The organism is Candidatus Aquicultor sp., from assembly GCF_054640775.1.
In genome coordinates, this window is the sequence record NZ_JBTSLF010000116.1 from 1 (window position 1) to 2,181 (window position 2,181).

Annotated in this window: 4 protein-coding genes; all 4 read right to left on the bottom strand. The window is 52.5% G+C overall.

Annotation, left to right across the window (positions count from 1 at the left end; genetic code table 11):
- A partial coding sequence (locus tag ACYC56_RS09880) for a hypothetical protein (protein ID WP_461374014.1) occupies positions 1–289 on the bottom strand: 289 nt, incomplete at its 3' end.
- A gap of 112 nt (positions 290–401) precedes the next feature.
- Positions 402–755, bottom strand: a complete 354-nt coding sequence (locus tag ACYC56_RS09885) for a phasin family protein (RefSeq protein WP_461374015.1) — start codon at positions 753–755, stop codon at positions 402–404.
- 101 nt (positions 756–856) lie between these two features.
- Positions 857–1,555, bottom strand: a complete 699-nt coding sequence (locus tag ACYC56_RS09890) for an HAD family hydrolase (RefSeq protein ID WP_461374016.1) — start codon at positions 1,553–1,555, stop codon at positions 857–859.
- A gap of 41 nt (positions 1,556–1,596) precedes the next feature.
- Positions 1,597–2,181, bottom strand: a 585-nt coding sequence (locus ACYC56_RS09895; protein ID WP_461374017.1) for a haloacid dehalogenase, incomplete at its 5' end; no start/stop codon positions are given.

Below are 2,181 nucleotides of genomic sequence, written 5' to 3' on the forward strand. Positions count from 1 at the left end.
TCAAGTATTTCTCAAAGTGCTCCGGGAAAAGCTCCTGGAACTTCTCCCTTACTTCTATCATTTTATCAAAGTTGACGAGAGAATATATCTCTGAAAGGAGGGAAAATTTTGCCAGCGCTTGTATTTTTTCCGATTCTTCCCATCCATTGCGATTTCCGCCTATCAATTCACTTACTTGCGCGTCTAGCCATTGCGCTTGCTCTTCGAGGGTTGTACCCTTGAGCGACACCTGCCGCTGGAGCATCGGTATGTATTTCCAGCTTTCAGATAAATCATGCTCCGCGCTCATGGCAGAACACCTCCCTATAGTCTTCGGTTAACACCGATTGATTCCTTAAGCTGATTTCAATTAAAATAAAGTGGCGTAAGCGCACGCCACGGGGTTTGAAAATTACTCTGTTTTATAGGGGTCCTTCGCCTTCTTCCTCGATATCAACGGGCAGTTGCTCTTCCTCTTCCAAAAGAGCCAGGCGGTCGATTTTATGCTCAAGCCTTCTTATATCTGTTTTGGTGGGAATATCCGCTTCATCGATGGCCTTTCTAACTTCGGCCTTGATCATATCCCGCAGCTGATTACGCGCCTCGGTGCCCCGGCTCATGAGATCTCGTACCATCGTCTTAGCCTGGTCGCGGGTTATCTCGCCGCGCTCCACCAAATCGTTTACCAGCTCCTGCGCTCTATCAGCGGTTAAAGAGGCAGCCCCAATACCGACTAGTAGGGTTCTTCTGATAATATCAGTAATACCATCGCTCATATCCACTCCTCCTTCCCTACATCTGTGCTACCCGATTACGGGCACGCCTAAACGTTGGCAGGCAAAGGGATGACAATCGCTTATCTGACCGTATATAGACCTTATATGACCATATCAAGGACAAGCCGTAGGTCGTCGATGGTTTCGCAATCGGCTTTCAAGAGATGTTCCGAGCGGTGGATGAGCACGGGCGTGATTCCGACGCTGCGGGCGCCCAGGATATCGGCATAGTAGTGATCGCCGACGTGCATGGTCTCGTGCGGTCGTACGCCGGCGCGGGCAAGGGCCATTTCGAATATTTCGGGCTGGGGTTTCATCCTGCCGACCGTCGCGGAGCACATGATAAAGTCGAGGTAGCTCGTGAGACCGATGCCGGCGCACAAGTCAGACAACCTGCTGTCCCAGTTAGAGACAAGGCCGATTTTTAAGCCCGCATCTTTAAGCCCCGTGATGGTTGCAAGGGCGTCGGGAAAGAGTTCCCAGCGATAGTGAAACCCGAATTCATCGTAAATCTCCTTCGCCAGGCGGCGCCCGTCACCGTTGATTCCTACCTCTCGTGCGACAAGCGTATAAAGATCGATCCAGAGGGCGGCGGCTTTCTCTTCGGATTGCCAGAAGGTGTCGTCCTCCCAATAACGCTCCTCGTAGTACCGGTCTCCTACGAGAATCGCTTCTCGCAACGCCTCCCGATCGATCTCGAAGCCGTTGCGGCTGAATACCTCGGTACAGACGTGCTCTACCGAGGGAAACGGGCGCAACAGCGTATTCCCCGCATCAAAAAATACTGCTTTATACTTCAACGTACTACTTCCTTTAATTCTTACAGCTTGTCGTATGCTTTTTATTGCTGTGCGCTGAGTTTTTCTTCCAGGCGGTCCATAGCGTTTCTTAAATCATGTTGGCGCATGGCCGTCGTAAGGTCTCCCCTTGTTTTCTCCATGACGGAGCGGGCCAGGTCGGTAATCCTTCGAAGGCCTGGGGTAAGCGCATCCGGATAATCGAACGAGATCAAGAAATAATAGACATCGTCCATGATGGTTAAAAACCGCTCGCCCTCGGTGAGCTTTCCCCGGCGGATGATATCTAAGATATGTCGCCTCAGCTCGCCCATCGCCTCGCCGAGCCCGGACAAATACGGCGGATATCCTATCCCCAGCTCATCCGGCTCGGGCAGAGGGGCGCCGGTAACCAGCGCAAAGGTCGCCCTGCCCTCGCTATATTCCTTCTCTGCATCCTGCAAAAACCCCGCAAAGTAAATCTGGGGATAGTCCTTCAGCGCATTCTGGGCCTCGACCAGGTGGGCCTTAGCCTCATCCAGGTGCTTTATCGCCTCGTCGTACTTCTCACGATGCACCGCGCGTATCGCGACGCTACAGGAACGGATTACCTGCCGCGCCTTCGGAAGCGCTACTTCTCTTGCCTTGTT